This is a genomic window from Pseudomonas sp. GM80 (assembly GCF_000282515.1).
Taxonomy (GTDB): domain Bacteria; phylum Pseudomonadota; class Gammaproteobacteria; order Pseudomonadales; family Pseudomonadaceae; genus Aquipseudomonas.
Genome location: NZ_AKJD01000246.1, coordinates 17,350 through 36,788 on the forward strand (window position 1 = coordinate 17,350; position 19,439 = coordinate 36,788).

Consider the following 19,439-nt stretch of genomic DNA (forward strand, 5'->3'; position numbering starts at 1 on the left):
GTCATGCCCGTTCCGAGCCGTCTCGCCGCTTCAGTGTGGCCCCGATGATGGATTGGACTTACTGAACGTCCTCCCCCCTAAAATAAAGGCCAAGATGAGGCTATAGAAACCTCTGTACCAATTATGTACCAGCAGCGCTTCTCCGACAGAAATTCACGCATAGCCTCCACCTCCCTGTAGCGAATTTTAAGCAACCACTTTCGGCTCCAATCCATGCATTGCTGATGCTGTCAAAATTGCCGCCTCCGCATCAGCGGCAGCCGCCCTTGGAAGTCCTCTTTCCGGCCAAATCGGACGTACGCTTTGCGAGCCTTGATTGCTCCCTACACATTCTTGTGAGAAGTTGAGGTGAAGCTAATACATCAAGGAAGATCATGGACATTCGATCAACGGAAACAGAAGACTGGATGCTATTGAGGCAAGTCCGACTGGCTGCGCTTTGGGACGCGCCGACGGCATTTGGTGTCAGTTATCAAACTGCCGCTGATTACACTGACGAGCAGTGGAAAGTGAGAGCATCATCAACTGGCACAGCATTTTGGCTGGCATTCGAGAAAGACAGGCCTGTCGGAATGATTGGTGCCGCAGTCAATAGCGCGCAGCGCTTTAACATGATCGGGATGTGGGTTGAACCTGCGGCACGGGGCTCTGGCGTGGCAATTCAACTGGTAGAGACCGTGAAAGTTCGCGCTACATCGGAGGGATTTGATCGCGTTTTTCTTGATGTTTCACCCGACAATGCAAGAGCGTCGAACCTCTATCTGAAGCAGGGCTTTGCCTTCATGGATGAATGGGAGCCGTTAGAAAGTCATCCGCATATTACGGTACAGACGATGCTCTGGATCAGAAGCTGATCCACGAGCTTTCTTTTAGCCGGATGCATTCGGGTTGTCTACAGCCCTTGAGGATAGGCAGAAATCGGCCAAAAGCAGACGCTCGCAAACGCCCATGTATTCCAAAAGCTGACGGCAATCCCAAGCAAATAACATCCGGATACGCCTACGTTCGAGGGAAATACTTAAAACATGAATGTGGGTATGACTGGAATGAACGACAGCCGAAAATTCCAGCGGCTGCTGATCAGGTCATCCGGATGAATCGCCGAGTACTGAATCTCCCCGGAAATCCTTACCGGCAACTTGCCGAAATTAAAGATTCGACCAGCGCCGATGCCGATGGGAAACGTGACTTTGTTGCCGCCCTCGGCCTTCCAGTTGACCGTGACATTGGGGGTCATGCCGATGCGCCACTGTTCTGGCCCCGGAATCGCCCGCTGAATGAAGTACTGCACATTGGTTAGGCTGACGTCTTTGCGCTTGCTATCACCCCCAACCGACCACCAGTGCTGCGGGAACACGCCAAGTGTCCAGTCCGGGCCGAGGTACGCGGCGACGAACGCCGGGCCCAGCGAGTATTTGCCCGTACCGAGCACATCTTCTTCGGCGGTCGGGAACATCGCGGTCGGGCCGAAACCCCAGACCATCTTGCCACCCCCAGCAAAGCGGATCGGTTCCTTGGGCGAGAACACGCCGACATAGGCAAGGTCGCCGAAACCGCTGGTGCGGTCGAACGGGTCCTGCACGACCGAAGTGAAGTCACCGCGATCGTGCAGAATCTCGTTAGGGCCCATGCCTATCAGGTTACCGGCCTTGCGGTTGACCGGGGCGCTGACGTAGCTGATCGGCAGACGGTTGATCAGGTTCCAGTCTTCGCCAAGGGAGATCGGAAAGGTCGGCATAAAACTGTATTTGCCGAGCATCCGTGTGCCGTTGCTGTGCGGACCTTTGAGGGCGGTGTAATCGTACTGGTTGAACAGCAGGACAAGTTTGCCAACCGGGTTGTCCATCAGTCTGGATATCTGTTCGGTGGAAGGTTCGCAGCCTGCCTTGACCACTTCTTTCAGGTCAATGTCGAAGTCCTGTTGTAACTGGTGGCATCTTTCCGGATCGACCTTAACACCTTCAACTGACGGGGAGCCCAGTTTCGGCAGAGGGCTGGCGGCACATGCTAAGCAGCTGAGCACGGCCCCAAAGAGTGTCAAACTTGATCGAATCCTTATCGATTGCATCGATTTGTACTCCACTTCACCAGGCGTACTGAAGGCGCAGGGTCCAAGTATTCACATCCGGGGAGCCGGTACGTTCCGACACGGTATCCGAGTAAGCGATCAATCCCCCAAACTGCGGCGATAACATGAAGCCGACGCTGGCGCCGAACAGGCCGTTTTCCTGTTTGTTGTCCTGCCAGTCACCATTGATTCTGGTTTCACCGCCACGGTTGTAGGTGGCGTCCAAAGAGGCCCACAGCGCACGGTTGATGGTGTAACTGTAATGGGTCTCGATGGCATACAGCGGCTTTTGCTCGAGCTTGCCATCGCCGTGGTAGTCGTTGTTGTCACCGTACATCGACACGTAGGTGTTGAATTCAAGCCAGGTCGGGCCAATGGGCGTACCGAAGGCGATTTCCGGTTTAAACGCCCAACGGTTGGAACCGATATTGATGATTCGGTCCTTGTCGTAATCCCCAGTAGGCGCGGTGATCCACAAGGCGCCGGTAAGGAAGGTCTCCGGAGTCCAGTTGGCAAACTCCTCCTTGGTCAGGGCCGGGCCACCGAACAGGTTGTGCACCAGCACGACCTGGGTATCAGCCATACCGCCGTTATGTTTGGTGCCGTCGAAGAACTGTGCATTATCGAACGATGCAGAAATATCGGCGTAGGGCTGCAGAATCTGGATCGCACTATTGCGCCCGTCGACGGCAAACGAGCGAGCATAACGGGCGATATACAGATCGGCATTGAGTGACAAGCCATCAATGGGCAACGAGGTATCGATCGGGGTGTTGGTGTCGATCCGGTTGTAATATCCGAACACCATGTTCAAATCAGTTGGCAGGTTTTGCCAGTCCCGCGCGTTGTCGGCGAAACCGAGCATGGGGGTCAGCCCCAAAGTGACTGCGCAGTAACTGCCTAGTCTTGAAAGTGAACCCATTGTCTAGCTCCGTATGAAGGCGACCCGGCACTTGATCCAGGATGTGCAGGCGGCAGCGCCGTAATGTTCATTCGACATTGGCAGTTTCTTGCTGTGGCTGTCAGCTGTGGCAACAGGCCTTAAACCGGCCATTCAGTTCGGGCAAGTAGTTGTTACTTGCCAAAAGTGACGTTGATACCCGCGAACAGTGTGAACTGCGGGAGGCCGTCGCCTTTTCGCTCCACAGTCCACTGCGGCTCAACGAAAGCATTGAGAATGTTACTCCCCGATTTCCACGCTTTGCCCAAGCCCAACCCCACTGGAATGTAATGGGTGTCGTTCTTCAAATCGAAGGTCCAGGTTCCCGTAGAGCGCAAATACCAGCCCTTTTCCAGGTTGTGGATGATGAAAGGCTGGAACGTGGCGGACTCTACGTGTGGGCGATCATGATCCCCGGCGAACGAACTCTGATATTGGACGAGCGCACCCAGCAAGCCGCGAGGCGAAGAGTCGATCGCAATGGCGGATAGGCCAGCCTGCCATTTGCCTGTACCCAATTCGTCCTGTTCGGCTGTTGGCGCAGTGATCTGGGGACCAATACCAAACTGCACTCCTTCAGTCTTGAGCAGGAAAATATCGAACACGTTAAGGTCGCCGATGCCGGTGCTGTAGCCGTTGTGCGGATCTGGCCGCGTGCTGACAGGTAGCGTGAATCGCAAGAGTTGTGGCACGCCTATGAAGTCATTCGCAGCCATAGGCAGTGCACCGCGCAGCAACGCATCATTAGTGTGGACGTTGGTATCGTAGAGCTTGGGCGTGTAGTAATCCTGAATATTTAGGCCAGGTGCCAAATTCAATGGGTTGTTACTTTTATTGGCTGTCTCCGCATTGTCCGCCTGTACGCTTGCGGCAAACGGAGCCAACGTTGATATCAATGTCGCTTGCGCAAGAAGACGCCTGATCATGATCTTTCCTTGGTAAACAAAAGTGATAACAATCAACTTTGCGCTGACGATTACAGGCCGGTGATTGATTTCAGTCCACTCAGACCACCGAGCTGCTCGCGTTACCCCTCGTTGATCACCAGGTAACGCGAGCATATTTCTATTGTTTGATCAGATCACTTGGCTTCCAGCTCTGGTCAAAAAACGCCTGCTTCGGCCCATACAGCCGCACGATCACCAGGAAACCTTTCTCCGGTACAGTCTTGATCCAGTTTTTGCCCTCGCCCGGCGATGTCGGGCCGAAGTAGATGTCGGTTGAGCCGTCACTGTTCTGCGCCGGTTTATCCATCTGATTGAGGGACGGGAACGGTTGGCCGTTGTCCAGACCTGACGCGGTGAGGTTGTCGTAGGCGGTGACCGACCAGAACAACGCCGCCGGTACGTTGGCCGGGAGGTTGAGCTTGTAGGTCTGGGCACCATCGAGGAACTTGCCCTCGGCGTCGCGGGTGGTGGCGGGATACTTGGCGCCGGCACCGACCATGTTCATGACCATTCCGGGGCTGTCGGAATAGGCCGAGGTGAAGAACGCCACGCGCTGCTCAAGATTGGTGAAGCTGCCGCTGGACTGGAACTCGGTGTTCTCTCCGGCGAAGGTGTTCACGTACTGGCGATCCTTGTAGTACAGACCGCCCGGCTCTTTGTACAGCAGGTGACTGGTCACCACCTTGCTCATCTTGAACGCGGTTCGCGCGGCGTCATCCAGCAGCTTGCGTCGTTCGGCATCCGGGGCGAAGGGTTTGCCCTTCTCGATGCCCAGAGTGTGCAGGAACCCGCGCATGTCCATGTCCGCCGGGTCGACGGCTTCGGCGTCGATGAAGCGCGAGAGCATGTCGAAGTAACGACCGTCCTCGGGGAACAGCATGTTGATCGGTGCGCCGGTGGCGTCGGGGAATTGCATCGGCAGGGCCGAATCCTTCTTGCCCAGCGGATAGATCTTCGTGCGCTCGACCTCGGCCACCGGCACGCTGAGGTCTTTCGGGTCCTTGAAGAAGGTGCGCCAGAACAGGAACACGTTGTTGGTGCGCGAACGGTAGACGAATCCCTCGGTCGGCTCCGGCCCTTTGTAATCAGGCGGGAGCAGCACATAGGTGCCGCCCTTGCCCTTGTCGGGGCCGGCAAGGCCGACGTCACCGCGCCAGGTCCTGCCGTCGATGGTCGGCCCGACAATCGGGCGCTGGAAGAAATCATCGAACATGCCTTGCACGCCGGGCGGTGCTTCGACCACCAACGGGCCGTACTTCGCCAGATCCAGATAGCTCATGGCGTAGACCAGATCGGAGTTCGGCGTGGTCACCAAAGTCTTGGCATTGATGCGCTTTTTCCAGGTCGGCAGGATGTTGTAGCCCGCGCCAAACTGCTTCTCCGACGCTTCCTTCATCGACCAGATGTTGATCGCCGGTAGGGCCCACAGATACGACTGCACAGCTCGCTGGAACACCAGTTCATCGATCAGGCTGCGTGCTGTCGCTTCAGTCGGGAAGCCCTTTTCAAAAGGTTGATTGGCAAGCTCTTCATAGCGCGACGCGGCATCGGCCAGGCCGCTTAGAGAAAGGCTTACGGCCAGGGCCGTGAGTGTGGTGCGCAAACGGTTCATGGGCTGTCCTTATGAACGCAGTTGGGAAATCGGTTCAGTTGACCTTGACCACCGCCGGTGGCGTCCACTGACCATTCATCGCGGCCGCTTCCGGCCAGTAGGCACGAACGTAGAGCGAGAAGTCAGCGCCCTTCGGCGCCGGAAGCCAGTTGCTTTCCTTGTCCGCGCCCGGCGAATCGCTCTGCACATAGAGCGTCAGCGAGCCGTCGGCATTGGTCTTGAGCGACTTGTTCTTGGTGCCGAGGGAATAACGGCCCAACGGGTTTTCGGCGAAGAAATGCTGCTGGTTGTACAGCGTCAGCGACCAGAAGCCCTTGACCGGCGGCAGCGCACCTTTAGGGAAGGTCACGCTGTAGCGCTGGGCGCCGTTGAGCCGCGTGCCGGACTCGTCCAGATCCTGATAGAAGTACTTGGTCTCAATCTGTTTGTTGACGAATATGTTCGAGCGGGCAACCGCCGTGCGCAGGAAGTAATCGGTGCCAAACGCCGCGCCGTTGCTGATGGTGCTCCAGTGATGCGGCAACTGCTGGCCGTAATTGCGGAACTGCAGCAGCGGTTTGACCACTTCGCTGTCAGCCTTTTGCGCTTCGTCGATCATGGCTTTTTTCAGCTCGGGATCGCGCTGGGCAATCTGCGCCAGCACCGATAACTGCGCATAGCGCGCCTCTTCGCCCGGCAATGGTTTGGCGTCCTTGAGAATCGCCGGCAACTCATCGAAGAACTTTTCCGGGAGCACCCAGCGGGTCTCCTCGTCACCCGACGCCTCGGCGGGGAATTTCGGCGACTGGCGCCAGTCACGATGTTTGAGTTTGCCGTCGTATTTGGACAGCGGGTACATGTCGATGCCCGACAGATAGTGCTGGATGGCCTTGCGGTCCTCGGGCGTATCGTCCTGGAACACACGGGGAATCACGAAACCGGTGTTGGTCTTTGCGCGAAATACCTGGGTGATGCCCTCGGGTACTTTGCCGTTCCAGTCCGGCCCCACCAGCAGATAGAAGCCCGGCTTGGTGCCGTACATCTTGCCCAGTTCGGCGAAGCTGTCGGAACGCAGGTCCACCAATTGGTACACCCAGAATCGGTCGCCGAAGTCCGGCACCTGAATCACCACCGGTTCGATATCCAGCGCAATGCTTCCCGCACCGTAGACCACGTCCTGATTCGGACAGGCCACCAGCCGCTCGCCGGGAGAAATGTAATCGGTGAGCATCGACAGATGATTGATCGGCGCTACGGGTACGATCCCGCCCATCAGGCCCGGCTCCGGCAGATCCTTGAATTTCTGCCGCCGGTTGAAAATATTGGCCATCGGCCAACCCCAGAAATACGCCTCCCGCGCCATCATCCGTACGTAGGTTTCGGTCACCTTCACATCGGCTTCGGGGCCAGGCACCTGCACCGCCGGCGAGGTCTGCGCCTGCACAGCCACCGCGCCGAGCAACACTGCAGTCGCGAGTAATCCACTGACGAATAAGGGAGTTTTGTTCATACGGAGGCTTCCTTGCTGGATGCTTTTTCTGGTAGCGAATCTTCTGACGATAAATTGAACATTAGAAAAACTAGCAGAGGAAACGAGATCGGCCAGAAAAGGTATGAAAAATTACGATTCTATTTCCATTTCTGATAACCACTTCTCAGCGCCCCCTCAAGTAATTAGGGGACGGCGATTCCGATCGCACCGGAACAAAATCACTTGGGAATTTGGCGGGGTAGAAGCCGAAGCAGGTGTTTTTCGACCAAACCTGAAGGCTGTGATTTGATCAGGCAGTAATGATGAAGGGCGTTGCACCGTTATCAGACGGTGCAACGTACAAGCGAACGTGCCAGGCGGAGCCATTCCGGCAGATCCTTAACTCGGTCGGCTGAGCAGTAACAACCGCGCCGCCAATGAAGCCATCACCGCAGCGAAGCAGTAGGCCCCGAGGCGTCTATCGATCAGGCCGTCACGGAGGCGACCATTCAGTCGTCCGGCGCACAGCCCAAGCAGGAAATGGAAGATCAAAGCCATTAATGCGAGCAGCAATCCTAAAAACATCAATTGCGTGGTTACGTGACTGCCACCTATGGTTACGAACTGCGGCAGAAAGACCATGAAGAACAGCAGCGCCTTTGGATTTAATAGGCTATTGAATGTCGCTTGGAGAAATATCTTCTCTTTTGATGCCAAGGTGGCGTGAGAACCAGTGTCTGTTGGGCGTGACTTCAATGCCTGCCATGCCAACCACATCAGATAACAAGCGCCTGCCCACCGCACCAAGTTAAACGCGGGAGCCCAACTCATTACCAACGCACCGAGGCCCGTGCTCACGGCAACAGTCATCAGTACATCGGCCAGAGTTATTCCCAGAGCAGCGGCGAGCCCGGCGCGCCAGCCGTGTGCTACTGCATGGCTGGTAACGATGGCCATATTAGGGCCGGGCACTATCAGCAACAGCGAGGCAGCACTGATGAACAGGTATAAGTTAGTGATGTCCGGCATAAGGCAATACTTCCTCCAAGGGGAGAAATAATGGTAACCGGCGCTACTTCAGCAGAAGCAGATACAGTAAGCATTGAATTTGCCACTACAGTCAGACGCAGAAATTACCAACGCTCGACCGAGCTGTGAGAGGAGGTGTCCATTAGTAACTGGCCGAGTGACTGCTTTTGGCCGAAAGCAGCCAGCCCTATGAGACTGCTTTCGGCAAAATGGGAGTAGATATCCCTGCGATGCAGGTACGTGACTATCCTTCCCAAACGCAATCATCCAAAGCAGGACTACTGCATGCCAAGCAATGATCAGAGCTTCTCGATTCACGATCTCATCATCGCACTGCTGCGAGAGAAAAAAATCCACGCTGGTTGGTGGGGATTGACTATGCACTTCAGCGGCGATGGTACGAGCGTTGCGCCGAAAGACTCGACCGGATCAAGGTTGCCTGGCTTAACCATAGCAGTGTCGGGCGTCACGTTGGTTCTTGCGAAAGATGGGGAGGAAGGCAGTGTCGACGCTTCGGTCGTTAATCCCCCGAAAGCTGCTAGAGCCAGAAAGGCTTCACCTTCGAAGGCTTTGCATTAATCGGTGAAATCTCAATGTCGATTAGGTCAAATTTAGGGCACATCGGAAGCCGCAATAGATCGCTAGGAACCGAACGATTGAGCGCAGATGCTCTTGTTTTATGGCTTGAACCGGCCTGTGGTGATCTTGGAAGGGGTTGGAATTTCTATCCAGACTTTGGATGTGGGCAGGTCCTAATGTCGTGGGGATGGTGTCGTCGCCTTCAACCACTTACCGCTTAAAGCTCAACACTGAATCCACCTAGCCCGACGCTGTCGGCAAAGCGCCCCACCGCGGTCAGGCTGGCCCAGGTGCGCAGCGACTCACGTCGTGAGCGCACCGGCACCCAGCGGGCGCCGCTGCCGCCCAGGCGAATCGACAGGCCCCAGTCGGGGCCGCCGGCGATCCTCGCCACCAAACACTCGCGCACCGCGTGTTGTTCGACCAGGGCGCGCAGCACCTCTTCGTGAATGCCTTCGCCGATCATTCGGACAGCTCCGCATGGCGTTTTTGCGCGGCAGACTCAATGACGGCATAGAGATTTTCGACGTCGATCGCGCCCAGCGCATGCACGGTTTCGATCCCCAGGACAAACCCCTCGGCGCGGCCGGCTTCACGCAGCAATTCGGCCAGACCGCTCGCGCCCTTGATGGCGGCCAGCAATTGAGACGCCTGGGCGCGAATCGCGGCCGGCAAGCTCAACGTGGAAAATGCATCGTTCATCCTCACTCCCATTTCCAGCCGTTGAGATAGGCCGGCGGCTCAAGCGGCAGCTCGTGCGCTTCGACATCGATGAGCAACCAGCCGCCCGCCGCCTTGTTGCGGCCATCGACGATCGGGCCTTGCAACAACAGACCTCCCGGCAACACCAGACGCAGGGCATTGGCGTGCTGAGGGCCGTGCAGATAATGGTCAAACTCCACGCGAAAGCGCTGGTGCCCCGCGCCGCGCAGACGCACGTTCAATTCCAGGGTGATCAGCTTGGTGGGTGGCTGATTCTGGTAAAGGGCCAGCACCTCGACGGTGGCCAACCCTTCATAAGCATAAGACATGCACGGTGTTCCTGTTCGAATCGGTCGCGGTAAATATCCGCCAGAATGTCAGGCCATGGTAGACCAGCCCCGGGGGGAGTGGTTTCCAAGCGGCGCAAAAAAGGCCCCCACACCGTGGCTTGGTGTGGGGGCCGATTGAACATAGGCTGGAATTATGGGTACACCTACGCATCCTCAATGTGCTGAGAAATTTGAATAAAACATTTGGTTGGGCTATGCGGCAGGGAAAGCAACTTTAGACAGACGCGGCCTAGATCAATGGCGACATTAGAACATTTTTAATAGATGGAAAATTTAGGGGGCGACGGTTTTCTATTGAGTCGCCGTATGTATCATCCTCCACTCCTTGTGCATAAAGGCTTATTATTAGGCTTTGCGTTTCGTCATCAAGCGAGCGCCACCAACTTGGAGACATATAAAAGTTCTCAATGAGAAGTATCATGAAAACCGCCAGACTATCTGCCGTCAACTTTTTCTCCAAAAACTGCGCCATTAATTTACTGCAGGTTTTGGAGTGCTCTGACAACCAAGACAAAACTATATATCCTTCACCCCCACTAGAAAAAGAATTGATAGCCATATAATCTGGAACTTGACTTGGAGAACTCGAAATTTTCTGAGCCTCATTCCCGTTAAAATCGAACGTCGGCCCGACTATAGCACTCCCCATAATTGGAGGAGGAGAATCAAGGGTAAATACAGCATAATTCAGACCGGAATAATCATTTGAAATTAACATGTCATCGAGTTTTGATTTTATGTACTTTAGATCGTTTGTGGTTAAATCGTTATTATTGCCAAGCCGGCCAGCCTCGACTTGGATCGCTATCTGGTGATGTAAGCTTTTTCCTCTGTCGAGGGTTTTCATCAACTCAAACACTTTTGAAGCATAGTTCTTACTGAAAAATTCCTTTGAAATTCCACGATATGTTACTAGAAAGCAATGTAGCGGTATAACTCTAAACGGTCCGCCCTCAATTGGCGCAAATAAATTTTTGTCATGAACGGAACAAAACCCGGAAAACACCGAAGCTTTGTTAATGCCAACTTCTTTAATTACTATTTTAGAGGCAGCACCACTCTTAGAATCCACGGATGTTTCTAGCACATGCCCATCTTTAGATATCGCTTTTAAGGATGAACTCTTTGAAACTGTATGTGCATTAATTATCTTATTGGAACATTCGTGCAGCAGAGATATCGGAACGCTGCACTTCTTCATACTTTTTTCGAAAGATTTGAGAGCTTGGATTACAGTATGGAACTCTACAGGAGGTTTACTTTCAATGTCTCGGTGGCAGTGTTTATACTTCTTTCCTGAATCGCACCAACATGGTTCATTTCTTCCAGGTGCTTTCATAAAACTCCTTGAACTAAGCTTGCAAACTCTGCTGGTAACTTGTGTCGCCCACATTTGGACGGAAGGTCGACCAAACTCTTATGACCGCCTTAGTCGCATAATCGCATCTGTAAGCGCTTTCGCGTTTGCGTCCAAGGTTTCCATAGCCGTGACCGCGTTAGCAGCGACATTCTCCACGCCATTCTCTGAAAGCCATTTGGTGACCTCTTCTATCGCCGCCCCCAAGGCATGCTGGTTCTGCAGAATCAAAGTCAGAGCATCAGCCGTGGCAATGTTGGAGTCAGAGTCATATGGCATGGAATTCATCCTTTGAGTTGGGTTCGCAAAGCTTAGCTCATGGCATCACCGGCGAAATTCAGCCACACATTCGGCAGGCGCCATTTCCGCACCAAAACAATGCACCAGTCCCATCTCAGTCCCATATGGCCTTTTTTCAGACGCCAAAAACCACAAACCCCCGACTTTCTCTAGGAAAATCAGGGGTTTGCGTTTACTGAATGTGGCGGTGAAGGAGAGATTCGAACTCCAACACTCCTGCGACCGTCAATCCTAATCGCAATAACTTGCTTTTGGAGATGCTCGAAATATTCTAGAACAGTCCTCCCAATGATTCCGGCTCCCAATTCATGATCACCAGTTCGCCGCTGACCTCAGCTTTGCTCTGGCGTTGATTGGTGTTGCTGTAGCGAATGTCTAGTGTCTCCAAATGGAATCCCTCGAACACGCGTCGGATATCGGGATGATCGTTGATGCTGACCATCACCTTGCCTTTGCAGCGGCGCATAAAGTCGGCCATCCGTTCGTAGTTCTCGAACGGAAAATCCACACCATATCCGGCTGTCTGCCAGTAAGGCGGGTCCATGTAATGGAAGGTATGGGGACGGTCGTAACGTTCAGCGCATTCAAGCCAGGGGAGATTTTCGACGTAGGTGCCGGACAGGCGCTGCCACGCGGCCGAGAGGTTTTCCTCGATGCGTAGCAGGTTGATGGCCGGTGCGGTGGTCGCAGTGCCGAACGACTGCCCGGAGACCTTGCCGGCAAACGCATGGTGCTGCAGGTAGAAGAATCGGGCGGCGCGCTGGATGTCGGTGAGAGTTTCAGAGCGGGTCATCTTCTGCCATTCGAACACCTGCCGCGAACTGAGTGCCCATTTGAACTGGCGCACGAACTCTTCGAGGTGGTTCTGCACGACGCGGTAAAGCGTGACCAGGTCGCCGTTGATGTCGTTCAGGACTTCGACCGGCGATGGCTGGGGCTTCATGAAGTAGAGCGCGGCACCGCCCGCAAAGACTTCAACGTAGCATTCGTGTGGCGGGAAAAGCGGAATGAGGCGATCGGCCAGGCGGCGTTTGCCGCCCATCCAAGGGATGATGGGTGTAGACATAAATAGCAAGACCTTTACTGTATGGATAAACAGGTGCTAGGCTCGCCGCGCTTTGTGCACGGAGCAAGAGCCTTGGCTGGACTTGCAGGGACAATCTGCAGGGACGGCGGTCTATCCGGATGTTGACGCATCGGGATCGACCGCTCTTTTTCACTTCGGTGTTGAGACTTCTTTGGCGTACGCCTGACAGGCCGCGAGGGCAATCAGCCCCCGGTCGCCGTCATCGGTAACGCCGATAATTCGTTTAGCATGCGCTGGGTCAAGTTCGGCTCTTGTGGGGCCATGAACCACGCCGCCGGTGGCGGTGGTGGCTGACAACGATCCGTTGCCGGCGCCGGTGGTGGCATCGAGTAGGACTGACAGGCGCAGATCAGCAGTGGCAAGGCGGTCGCGCAGGCGACCTTGATCACGTTGGGCATCACTCAAGGCTCGGTAATGGGTTTGTTCGCTGGTAGCCAGGCGCTGCTCGAGCGCGAGGCGTTTGTCCTGTTCGGCACGCTGCTGAGCGGCCGAGACCTGATTCAGTTGGTTGAGGGTTTCGGTGTGGAGTCGGGCCTGCTCTGCGAGCTGTTTGCCATAGCGCCAATCCTGGACTTGCCAAGTAATGGCCGCGGAACCACCGACCAAGACGACCAGCAGCACGCCTTTTGCCAGTAGCCGGTACGGCGCCGGGATCAGTTCGCCGAAACGCATAGCACCGCCCTCGCCCGCCCCCACAACTCCAGCCGATCCTGCAGGCCGTTGAGACCGCCATTGATCCTGCGGGTGATCGTGTTGAATTCGTTTTGATCTGCCAGCGCGTTCAGCCCGTTCACCGCCCAGAACCACGCGGCAGACTCGGCGGCCCATTGCGGCAGCTCAAGCAACTCAGGCGTGCGCAGCAATCGCTCGTCGCCGAACAACGCCAGGCTGCAGCGTAGATAATTGTCGTGGCCGGTGACCTGGATCAGACCGCGACCGCGATAGCGCTGGCCATCACCATCTGCTGCCGGCGTGTTGCCCAGTTTTGCAGCCAGGTTGCCGGTGTCGTATTTGCTCAGGTACTGGTTGCCGCCTAGCTCGCGGACGTACTGCAATTGGCCCGACTCGTGACCGACTTGCGCCAGAAACGCGGCTTGGCGTTTCGGCGTGTTGATCTGCCGATGCGCCATGGCTGCGTTTAGGGCAGATACAAAAACGCCCGCTTGGCGGCGGGCGTTCGGCATGATGGTTTGTAGCTGTTGCTCCGTGATCGACATAAACACTCCAGACACAAAAAAGCCGCTCGATGGCGGCGACAGGTTGGGTTACTGCTTCTCGACGTTCACCACCTTCAGCGGCGGCTTGGCGCCCTTCTTTTTCTTGCCCTTACTCTTACCTTCCTTGCCGGCATTGCATTCGACAGTGGTGGACCAGCCGGATTGGGTGAAGACCTGTTCCACCGAATCGGCGAGGTACTCGCCATCGAGTCCGACCTTGAAGCCCAGGGCGATGATGGGCCGCTCGGCGAAGATGTCCGTTCGCCCGGGCATCTCGAAACGCACGTCAGCGGTCGACCGGTTGAAAGCCGCCAGTCGGGCTTTAGCGGCCGCCTTGGCCGCGCTCTCGTTCGGGTAGATATGCCGATCGGTATGCACCGCCGGCAGGCCATCCGGCGAGTCGTCGTTATCGACGTTGACGACAGCAAGCTTGCCGGTCTTCTTGTCCTGATGCTTGGCCGAAACCGACTTATGTGAGTTGCGATCGCCGAGACTGAACTGCCAGCGGCTGAGGTCGCTTTTTGTCAGGGTGATCGCGCCGAAGGCCTTGCCGCTTGCGGTCTGCCCGGCTTGGCGCGGCATTACCAGCAACTTGCCATCGGCCACCTTGGCCGTGCAATCGTACTGTTTGGCCAGCCGGGTGATGAAATTAAAATCGGACTCGTTGAGCTGGTCGACGCGGGGCACCTTGGTCGACACCGGGCACACCGGTTGCCAGCCATTGCGCGCGGCAATGTCCGCAACGATCTTCGACAGCGGCACGTCCTCCCAGCTTCCGCTGCGGATGGTCTTGCCGCTGCCGCGCATGTCGCTGGCCTTGCCCTTGATCACGATGGAATCCGGCGGCCCGGACACCTCGACCGTGTCCACCATGTAACGGCCCATGCGCGCCAAGCCAGTTTCGGCATAGCCTAGATAGACCTCGATTGAGCTGCCGCGCCTTGGCAATTGCACCTGACCGTCGCGGTCATCAATGCGCAGCTCAAACTCGTCGGACTCCATCCCGGGTTTGTCCGAGGTGCGCAGCAACAGAAGCCGATCGTTGATCTTGGCCGTGACGTCGGCACCATCGGCGACGATTCGAAACATCGGGGTCATGAAATATTGCCCAAAAAAAAACCGCACAAGGCGGGACAGAAAACGATGAGCCGTTAGGCGTGACGCAGCAGCGCGCCGGCGGCGAGGTGGTCGACGGTCAATCCCAAAGGCTGACGCTTTCGGCGGTCGGGGTGGGCAGATCCGGCAACGTGATCAGCACCCCGACCCGGTAGGGTTGTGGCTCATCGGCCAGCCCCTGATTGGCATCAAGCACCGCCTCGGTGCTGCCGTTGAGGTGCCCGTAGTAGTTGTGGCAAATGACATCGAGCATGTCGCCGTCAGATGTCCTGCATGTCATCGCCATAACGCACAAACTCCAGAGTGAAGCCCTGTTTCCGAGGGATGCCGCCGTGCAACAGCGCGCTTTGTTCTTCGTTGATGTTCTTCAGGCACCACGTCCCGATCACCTCGCCATACCCCGTGGTCAGGGTCAGCGGCTGAAGCCTGGCGCCGATCGAGCGCAAGGTGTCGAGCTGCTTAAGCCCACCCTTGAAGCCCGGATAAATCGTGCCCTTGAGCGTCATTTTTTCCTCACCCATGCCCACGGCCTGCTGCGCCGGCCGGCGCGACAAACGCTCCTGCGAGGCCCAGCGGAATTCTGTCGAGCGGCTCAGCTCGTCGAATGCGGCTGTGTCCAGGTTGAAATAGTACGGCTGTAGTTTCGGGTCGCGCGGCTGGATGATCATCAAGTGCGGGAACGGCTTCACTGCCTCGGGCGCCGGCGTGGCGTCCACGGCAAAGGCGCTGGTCGGCACGATGTTGGCCAGCGCCGGGCTGACCTTGCCGGCGACGTTGTTGATCGCCGTCGCCGCCTTGCCCGCCTGTTCCTTCAGCGTGCCTAACCGCTCTTGCACCTCAGTGGCGGCGCGGGTCGCTCGACCGTACACCGCCACTACCTGACCGACCTTGGCTTGCGCGGCATCCACACTGCGCATCACCCGCTGAAGCTTGGCGCCGATCGCCGGCCCCACGAACGGAATGTTTTCCAGCTCGGACGCCGCGCCGGTCAGTTCGCTGATTGCGCCATTGACCGGCGTCAACATCCCTTCGGCGCTACGCCGGCCCGTCTCGGCCGCCTCGGTCAGATACTTGAGGCTTGATTGCATCTGTTCCATGTAAGCCATGAATGCCCCTTAGATATGCGGTTCGTCGTACAGCTTGGCGGCGTTCTGTTTCGCCGCGTCGGCCATCATTCGCTGCATGTGTGGCATCAGATCCTGAGCCATTTGCTGCGGGTCTTTGACATCACCCTGCACCGTGACCGGCATGTTCAGCGAGTATTGAAACTGCTGATCGACTTTCGCCGGTACCGGCTTTTCTGGCTCCTTGGCCTGGATCGCCAACGCCGCCGACTTCAGCGGCTCAGTGACCGCCATCGAGCGCGCAGCATCACCCAGCACCGGGCCTTGCGGCGGCACCTGCGCCATCATCAGCGGGGTCGTCGGCACCGGGGCTTTTTCCTCGGGCTTTTCGTCCTCGCCACCGAACAGCGCTTTGCCCAGGGAACCGCCCAGCGCGGCGCCGCCCTGGCTACCGAGGTAAGCCCCGATCAAGCCGCCGATCGCTGTGCCGATGACCGGCACCACCGAACCGATGGCCGCCCCTGCGGCCATGCCGGCCATGGTGCCCGCCATATTGCCGGCCGCCGCGCCGTAACCCTCGGCCTTTTCATCCTTGGTCTTGGCGTTCTCAAAGGTGTCGTAAGCCATGGAACTGGCTTCCATCAGCGAACCGCCTGGAATGAACTTGCCGACCTTGCCGACCTTGCCGGCCGCCTTCATGACCGTGCCCAGCTTGGACGCCGCCGCCCCGGGTACCGGCGGCACTGGCGGAATCGGCGGCCGTGGTACAGGCACCGGCGGACGGGGTACGGGCGGACGCGAACCGCCGGCACGACGGCGGGAGCGTCTCGACCCACGCGAACGTCGACGCGATTCACCCGGGCCGTCTGCACCACCCGCTCCGCCGGCGCCGCCCATGGCACTGGCGTTGACGACAAACACCTTTTTGACCTCGTCGCCGCCACCGCCTGACTCGCCGCCGTCGCCATCGTCGTCGCCACCTGAGGCCGCTTCCTTGGCAATTGAAACCACCTTGAGGCCGGTGCTGATCAGATCGAACTTGCCGGCCTTCTTGTCTTCACCCTCGCCGCCCTCGTCGTCGCCCTCGCCGTCGACGGGCACGCCCTTGTACGCGGCCACAGCCTTGAGGCCGGTTTCTACCAGCGACAGCGCCTTGCCGGCCTTGCCCTTGGGTTCGGCCTCCTTGTCGTCGCCGCCATCGCCGTCACCGTCCTTGGAGTTGGTCACAAAGACCTTCTGCACCTCGCCGGACTTGCCGCCGCCCAAGGATCCGCGCGCCAGATTGAACAGGCCTTTGCCGATCTTGAACGAACTGAACAAGCCTTTGAGCGCGATCAGGCCACCGCCGACGACGACGACACCCGTCACCACCCCGGGCGCGCTGTCAGACAGCGACGTGATGCCCTTGGTGACCTTGGTCAGCGAATCGGCCACCAGATCCGTGACCGGCCGTAACGCGTCCCCCACGCTGCGCATGGCATCGTCCATCGACTGCGCCACCTCGGCCCACTTCTGCGACGACGATTGACGCCGCTCGGCAAGGTTCTTGTCGAGGATCCCGGCCGCATCGCGCGAATCGTTCTTAAGCTGCGCATACAGCGCTTTGTTCTGCATGTAGGCCGACAGCGCGGCCTTAACCTGCATGTCCGCGAACAGGTCACCGGTTTTCAACGACTCTTCAAGCGAGGCCATCATGGCCTTGGCCTTGTCCGGGTCGGCCTCCTTGCTGATCTTCGACGTCGCTTCAGCCATCGCCGCCGCACGCTTAGGATCCGTCGCCTGAATGTACTTCTGAGCCAGCGCCATGCTCGTCTCAAGCGTCGACATACCGTTTTGCAAACCGGTCTGCATCGAACCCTTGTAGTCGATGCCGGCCTTTTGGTATGCCTTGACGGTGTCGGTTGAGCCGATTTTGCCCATCCAGTTTTTCAGGTTGTTGGCCGCCTCGTCCGAGCTGCCCGCCTGTTTCATCTGCACCTGCAGCATGGCACCCAGTTGCGTCACCGCGTCCATGCCGGTGATGCCATTGCTGGCCATGTTGGCCAGCAGTTCGGGAAACCACTTGGCCATGTCGGCCGCCTCAAAGCTGCCCGCCTGCCCTTGGTAGGCGATCGCTTCAAGCGCCTGCTGCATCTGTTTGGGGTCGGTGATCTTGGCGTTTTGCCCCAGGGCATTGATCATTTTCGCCGTGTCGACGCCGCTGGAACCCTGACCGACCACGAACTTGGCCGCGACCGGCGCGTACTCCAGCGCCTTGCTCAGATCCATACCGGCGCCGACCAACTGGTTGACCACGTCGGCCACGTCGTTGCGCGCCATGCCAGTATCGCGCGAGGTGTCGATAATCTTGCGCGACATCTCCTGCTCTTGCGGCTTGTTGGCAATGCCGGCCTTGATCGCGATGTCCCGCACGATCGCGCCAAAATCGGCGCTGACCTTTGTTGGCACCGCCAGGGCGCCGATCCCAACCACTGCCGCGCCGGCAGCGCCTTTCATGCCTTTAACGCCGGCATCAAGCTGCTGCTGTCCCCGGGCTTTCTGCTCGGCCTTGTTCGCCGTCCGACCCATCGACTGATAGGCCTTCTCCAGTCTGCCGACCTCAACACCCTGCTTTTTCAAGCTGTCGAGATTGGAGTTCAACCGGCCCAGCAGTTTCGACGCGCCGGCCGCACCGCTGTCATGCGCCTTTTTCCACTCATCGCGCAGGCGAATGGTGTCGCCGATCGCACGCTGCAAAACGCGCGCTTTCTTGCCTTCTTCCTCAAGGCGCTTGATACGCCCTGTTACGTCCTTGAACGCGGCGCCGACTGTCGAACTGACAGCCCCGCCAATGACCAGCCCGAGGGCGAGTTTGTTCGCCATGTCATGGCCCCCATATGCCCAGCCTTACCGGAAAGCGGCTCAGTCCGTGAGCCACCACACCATTTCCGCAAAGGGCATTGCCTGGATTTCGGCGGCAGAAAATCCAGTCTCCGCCGCCAGACGTTTTGCCGCCCCTTTGATCACGTTGGGGTTAAAGCCCGTCGTCGTTGTCCATGCGAAAATAGCCGGCCTGCAAGCGGCTGAAGTCCACCAGCTTGAGATTCTCCAGATCCGCCACCGGCGCACCGGACAACGCGGAGAACAGCACCAGCTCGCGCTGCTCGGCGTCACCGCCGGCCTCGCGGTTGGCTTCGCGCACGTCACGCACGGTCGGCGAACGCAAGGCGAGCTTGTCGACCAGCACGTCGTTGATCTTGCTCGGGCTCGAAAACGTCACCAACGCTTGATCAGTGGTGACCGACAGCCACGCCGGTTTCGACGTGGAGTAATCGGTATCAGGCGCCAGAGTCGAATAGGCCGTTTGCACACGGCGATAGTCCGTCAGTTTGAGCCCTTCCAGATCCTTGAGCCCTACCTCAGTCAGGCCGGCGAACAACATCAATTCGCGCTGTTCGTCGTTACCGTTCGATGCGTGATCAGCGGCACGCACCGCGCGCACCGATGGCGCACGCATGGTCAGCGTTTCGACGTTGACGCCGTTGGCCTCGCTCGGACGCGTGAGCGTCACCACAGCGCCGTCAGCGGTGATCGACAGCCAGGCAGGCAGTGGTTTATCAGTTGCGTGAGTCATATTGTTCT

General features: G+C 57.5%; 21 protein-coding genes. 2 read left to right on the forward strand and 19 right to left on the reverse strand.

What is annotated here, in order from left to right:
- Nucleotides 1–374 precede the first annotated feature (374 nt).
- Nucleotides 375–854 (forward strand): GNAT family N-acetyltransferase, encoded by a 480-nt coding sequence (locus tag PMI37_RS27570; RefSeq protein ID WP_008087595.1) that lies wholly within the window; start codon nt 375–377, stop codon nt 852–854.
- A 164-nt stretch (nt 855–1,018) separates the two neighbouring features.
- Here PMI37_RS27570 and PMI37_RS27575 read toward each other — a convergent pair whose 3' ends face one another.
- From PMI37_RS27575 to PMI37_RS27600, 6 genes are all read right to left on the reverse strand, one after another.
- On the reverse strand, nt 1,019–2,068 hold the full coding sequence (locus PMI37_RS27575) for a hypothetical protein (RefSeq protein ID WP_008087597.1): 1,050 nt from the start codon (nt 2,066–2,068) through the stop codon (nt 1,019–1,021).
- A 16-nt stretch (nt 2,069–2,084) separates the two neighbouring features.
- On the reverse strand, nt 2,085–2,990 hold the full coding sequence (locus tag PMI37_RS27580) for a transporter (RefSeq protein WP_008087599.1): 906 nt from the start codon (nt 2,988–2,990) through the stop codon (nt 2,085–2,087).
- A gap of 152 nt (nt 2,991–3,142) precedes the next feature.
- A complete protein-coding gene (locus tag PMI37_RS27585) occupies nt 3,143–3,934 on the reverse strand; it encodes a hypothetical protein (protein WP_008087602.1) in 792 nt (263 codons plus the stop codon).
- 139 nt (nt 3,935–4,073) lie between these two features.
- A complete protein-coding gene (locus PMI37_RS27590) occupies nt 4,074–5,567 on the reverse strand; it encodes a DUF1254 domain-containing protein (RefSeq protein WP_008087603.1) in 1,494 nt (497 codons plus the stop codon).
- Nucleotides 5,568–5,601: 34 nt separating this feature from the next.
- Nucleotides 5,602–7,056 (reverse strand): DUF1254 domain-containing protein, encoded by a 1,455-nt coding sequence (locus PMI37_RS27595; RefSeq protein WP_008087605.1) that lies wholly within the window; start codon nt 7,054–7,056, stop codon nt 5,602–5,604.
- 360 nt (nt 7,057–7,416) lie between these two features.
- Complete coding sequence (locus PMI37_RS27600) at nt 7,417–8,046, reverse strand: LysE family translocator (RefSeq protein WP_008087608.1); 630 nt, start codon at nt 8,044–8,046, stop codon at nt 7,417–7,419.
- Between the two features lie 285 nt (nt 8,047–8,331).
- On the opposite strand from PMI37_RS27600, the gene PMI37_RS27605 reads away from it, so the two are divergent.
- On the forward strand, nt 8,332–8,625 hold the full coding sequence (locus PMI37_RS27605) for a hypothetical protein (RefSeq protein WP_008087609.1): 294 nt from the start codon (nt 8,332–8,334) through the stop codon (nt 8,623–8,625).
- Nucleotides 8,626–8,842: 217 nt separating this feature from the next.
- Here the strand turns inward: PMI37_RS27605 and PMI37_RS27610 are convergent, their stop codons facing one another.
- The 13 genes from PMI37_RS27610 to PMI37_RS32415 form a co-directional block, all read right to left on the reverse strand.
- Nucleotides 8,843–9,091 (reverse strand): hypothetical protein, encoded by a 249-nt coding sequence (locus PMI37_RS27610; protein ID WP_008087611.1) that lies wholly within the window; start codon nt 9,089–9,091, stop codon nt 8,843–8,845.
- Nucleotides 9,088–9,327: a hypothetical protein gene (locus PMI37_RS27615; RefSeq protein ID WP_008087613.1), complete on the reverse strand. Its 240-nt coding sequence runs from the start codon at nt 9,325–9,327 to the stop codon at nt 9,088–9,090. The genes PMI37_RS27610 and PMI37_RS27615 overlap by 4 nt, the downstream gene beginning before the upstream one ends.
- Before the next feature lie 2 nt (nt 9,328–9,329).
- Nucleotides 9,330–9,656 carry a hypothetical protein gene (locus PMI37_RS27620; RefSeq protein ID WP_008087615.1) on the reverse strand — a complete coding sequence of 109 codons (327 nt, stop codon included), beginning with the start codon at nt 9,654–9,656 and terminating at the stop codon, nt 9,330–9,332.
- A 250-nt stretch (nt 9,657–9,906) separates the two neighbouring features.
- Entirely contained in the window at nt 9,907–11,016 is a 1,110-nt protein-coding gene (locus tag PMI37_RS31605; protein ID WP_008087617.1) for an SEC-C domain-containing protein, read from the reverse strand.
- A 78-nt stretch (nt 11,017–11,094) separates the two neighbouring features.
- Nucleotides 11,095–11,313 carry a hypothetical protein gene (locus tag PMI37_RS27630; RefSeq protein WP_008087619.1) on the reverse strand — a complete coding sequence of 73 codons (219 nt, stop codon included), beginning with the start codon at nt 11,311–11,313 and terminating at the stop codon, nt 11,095–11,097.
- Nucleotides 11,314–11,605: 292 nt separating this feature from the next.
- Nucleotides 11,606–12,400, reverse strand: a complete 795-nt coding sequence (locus PMI37_RS27635; protein WP_008087620.1) for a DNA adenine methylase — start codon at nt 12,398–12,400, stop codon at nt 11,606–11,608.
- A 150-nt stretch (nt 12,401–12,550) separates the two neighbouring features.
- A complete protein-coding gene (locus tag PMI37_RS27640) occupies nt 12,551–13,093 on the reverse strand; it encodes a lysis system i-spanin subunit Rz (RefSeq protein WP_008087621.1) in 543 nt (180 codons plus the stop codon).
- Nucleotides 13,075–13,638, reverse strand: coding sequence for a glycoside hydrolase family 19 protein (locus PMI37_RS27645; RefSeq protein ID WP_008087622.1), 564 nt, complete (start codon nt 13,636–13,638; stop codon nt 13,075–13,077). The genes PMI37_RS27640 and PMI37_RS27645 overlap by 19 nt, the downstream gene beginning before the upstream one ends.
- A gap of 48 nt (nt 13,639–13,686) precedes the next feature.
- Nucleotides 13,687–14,736: a phage late control D family protein gene (locus PMI37_RS27650; RefSeq protein WP_008087624.1), complete on the reverse strand. Its 1,050-nt coding sequence runs from the start codon at nt 14,734–14,736 to the stop codon at nt 13,687–13,689.
- Nucleotides 14,737–14,833: 97 nt separating this feature from the next.
- Nucleotides 14,834–15,040: a tail protein X gene (locus PMI37_RS27655; RefSeq protein ID WP_008087627.1), complete on the reverse strand. Its 207-nt coding sequence runs from the start codon at nt 15,038–15,040 to the stop codon at nt 14,834–14,836.
- A complete protein-coding gene (locus tag PMI37_RS27660) occupies nt 15,015–15,860 on the reverse strand; it encodes a phage tail protein (protein ID WP_008087629.1) in 846 nt (281 codons plus the stop codon). Before PMI37_RS27660 ends, PMI37_RS27655 begins: the two co-directional genes overlap by 26 nt.
- Nucleotides 15,861–15,869: 9 nt before the next feature.
- On the reverse strand, nt 15,870–18,680 hold the full coding sequence (locus PMI37_RS27665; RefSeq protein ID WP_008087635.1) for a phage tail tape measure protein: 2,811 nt from the start codon (nt 18,678–18,680) through the stop codon (nt 15,870–15,872).
- A 151-nt stretch (nt 18,681–18,831) separates the two neighbouring features.
- A complete protein-coding gene (locus tag PMI37_RS32415) occupies nt 18,832–19,431 on the reverse strand; it encodes a phage tail assembly protein (protein WP_008087636.1) in 600 nt (199 codons plus the stop codon).
- Nucleotides 19,432–19,439: the final 8 nt, after the last annotated feature.

Bases quoted from the DNA above. Each gene is read 5' to 3' on its own strand.
- PMI37_RS27570 (WP_008087595.1), top strand. From the start codon at position 375: ATGGACATTCGATCAACGGAAACAGAAGACTGGATGCTATTGAGGCAA.
- PMI37_RS27575 (WP_008087597.1), bottom strand. From the start codon at position 2,068: ATGCAATCGATAAGGATTCGATCAAGTTTGACACTCTTTGGGGCCGTG.
- PMI37_RS27580 (WP_008087599.1), bottom strand. From the start codon at position 2,990: ATGGGTTCACTTTCAAGACTAGGCAGTTACTGCGCAGTCACTTTGGGG.
- PMI37_RS27585 (WP_008087602.1), bottom strand. From the start codon at position 3,934: ATGATCAGGCGTCTTCTTGCGCAAGCGACATTGATATCAACGTTGGCT.
- PMI37_RS27590 (WP_008087603.1), bottom strand. From the start codon at position 5,567: ATGAACCGTTTGCGCACCACACTCACGGCCCTGGCCGTAAGCCTTTCT.
- PMI37_RS27595 (WP_008087605.1), bottom strand. From the start codon at position 7,056: ATGAACAAAACTCCCTTATTCGTCAGTGGATTACTCGCGACTGCAGTG.
- PMI37_RS27600 (WP_008087608.1), bottom strand. From the start codon at position 8,046: ATGCCGGACATCACTAACTTATACCTGTTCATCAGTGCTGCCTCGCTG.
- PMI37_RS27605 (WP_008087609.1), top strand. From the start codon at position 8,332: ATGCCAAGCAATGATCAGAGCTTCTCGATTCACGATCTCATCATCGCA.
- PMI37_RS27610 (WP_008087611.1), bottom strand. From the start codon at position 9,091: ATGATCGGCGAAGGCATTCACGAAGAGGTGCTGCGCGCCCTGGTCGAA.
- PMI37_RS27615 (WP_008087613.1), bottom strand. From the start codon at position 9,327: ATGAACGATGCATTTTCCACGTTGAGCTTGCCGGCCGCGATTCGCGCC.
- PMI37_RS27620 (WP_008087615.1), bottom strand. From the start codon at position 9,656: ATGTCTTATGCTTATGAAGGGTTGGCCACCGTCGAGGTGCTGGCCCTT.
- PMI37_RS31605 (WP_008087617.1), bottom strand. From the start codon at position 11,016: ATGAAAGCACCTGGAAGAAATGAACCATGTTGGTGCGATTCAGGAAAG.
- PMI37_RS27630 (WP_008087619.1), bottom strand. From the start codon at position 11,313: ATGCCATATGACTCTGACTCCAACATTGCCACGGCTGATGCTCTGACT.
- PMI37_RS27635 (WP_008087620.1), bottom strand. From the start codon at position 12,400: ATGTCTACACCCATCATCCCTTGGATGGGCGGCAAACGCCGCCTGGCC.
- PMI37_RS27640 (WP_008087621.1), bottom strand. From the start codon at position 13,093: ATGCGTTTCGGCGAACTGATCCCGGCGCCGTACCGGCTACTGGCAAAA.
- PMI37_RS27645 (WP_008087622.1), bottom strand. From the start codon at position 13,638: ATGTCGATCACGGAGCAACAGCTACAAACCATCATGCCGAACGCCCGC.
- PMI37_RS27650 (WP_008087624.1), bottom strand. From the start codon at position 14,736: ATGACCCCGATGTTTCGAATCGTCGCCGATGGTGCCGACGTCACGGCC.
- PMI37_RS27655 (WP_008087627.1), bottom strand. From the start codon at position 15,040: ATGGCGATGACATGCAGGACATCTGACGGCGACATGCTCGATGTCATT.
- PMI37_RS27660 (WP_008087629.1), bottom strand. From the start codon at position 15,860: ATGGCTTACATGGAACAGATGCAATCAAGCCTCAAGTATCTGACCGAG.
- PMI37_RS27665 (WP_008087635.1), bottom strand. From the start codon at position 18,680: ATGGCGAACAAACTCGCCCTCGGGCTGGTCATTGGCGGGGCTGTCAGT.
- PMI37_RS32415 (WP_008087636.1), bottom strand. From the start codon at position 19,431: ATGACTCACGCAACTGATAAACCACTGCCTGCCTGGCTGTCGATCACC.